The sequence below is a fragment of the Novosphingobium sediminis genome, from assembly GCF_007991615.1.
GTDB classification, from domain to species: domain Bacteria; phylum Pseudomonadota; class Alphaproteobacteria; order Sphingomonadales; family Sphingomonadaceae; genus Novosphingobium; species Novosphingobium sediminis.
This window is the reverse complement of sequence record NZ_BJYR01000055.1, coordinates 1-1221: the sequence shown is the minus strand read 5'-3', so window position 1 is coordinate 1221 and position 1221 is coordinate 1. Positions and strand designations below refer to the sequence as shown.

General features: G+C 66.8%; 1 protein-coding gene. It reads left to right on the top strand.

The annotated features are described in order from the left end of the window. On the top strand, positions 1-1221 hold a 1221-nt coding region (dxs, locus tag NSE01_RS21075), incomplete at both ends, for a 1-deoxy-D-xylulose-5-phosphate synthase (protein WP_218033318.1).

Below are 1221 nucleotides of genomic sequence, written 5' to 3'. Positions count from 1 at the left end.
ACGCCGCTGCTCGATCAGGTCGATACGCCTTCGGACCTTCGCAAGCTTCCTCCGTCGCAATTGCGACAGCTTGCGGATGAGCTTCGGGATGAGATGATAGCCTCGGTTGGGCAGACCGGGGGCCATCTGGGCTCGGGTCTGGGCGTGGTGGAACTGACGACGGCGATCCACTATGTGTTCGATACGCCGCGCGACCGGCTCATCTGGGACGTTGGGCATCAGGCCTATCCGCACAAGATCCTGACCGGGCGCCGCAGCCGGATGCGCACCTTGCGGCAGGGCGGCGGGCTTTCGGGCTTCACCAAGCGCTCCGAGAGCGAGTACGATCCGTTCGGCACGGCGCACTCGTCCACCTCGATCTCGGCGGCGCTGGGCTTTGCCATTGCCAACAAGCTCAAGGACCAGCCCGGCAAGGCCATCGCGGTGATCGGCGACGGCGCGATGAGCGCGGGCATGGCCTACGAGGCGATGAACAACGCGGCGGAAGCCGGCAACCGCCTCGTCGTCATCCTCAACGACAACGACATGTCGATCGCGCCGCCGGTCGGCGGGCTTTCGGCCTATCTCGCGCGGCTGGTTTCCTCGCGCCCGTTCCTCGAACTGCGCGAGATGTTCAAGGCGATCTCGCGCCGCCTGCCCGAACCGCTCCACAAGGCGGCGCGCAAGACCGACGAGTTCGCCCGCGGCATGGCGATGGGCGGCACGCTGTTCGAAGAGCTGGGCTTCTACTACGTCGGCCCGCTCGACGGGCATAACCTCGACCAGCTGATCCCGGTGCTCGAGAACGTGCGCGATGCCGCCGAAGGGCCGTGCCTCGTCCATGTCGTGACGCAGAAGGGCAAGGGCTATGCCCCGGCCGAGAACGCGGCGGACAAGTACCACGGCGTGCAGAAGTTCGACGTGATCACCGGCGAGCAGGCCAAGAGCGCGGCCGGTCCGCCGAGCTACACCAATGTCTTTGCGCAGGCGCTGCTGGCCGAGGCCGCGCGCGATCCCGCCGTCTGCGCGATCACCGCCGCGATGCCTTCGGGCACCGGGCTCGACAAGTTCGCCAAGGCGCACCCCGAGCGGCACTTCGATGTCGGCATTGCCGAGCAGCACGCGGTTACCTTTGCAGCGGGCCTTGCCGCGCAGGGAATGCGCCCGTTCTGCGCGATCTATTCGACGTTCCTGCAGCGCGCCTACGATCAGGTCGTGCACGATGTGGCGATCCAGAACCTG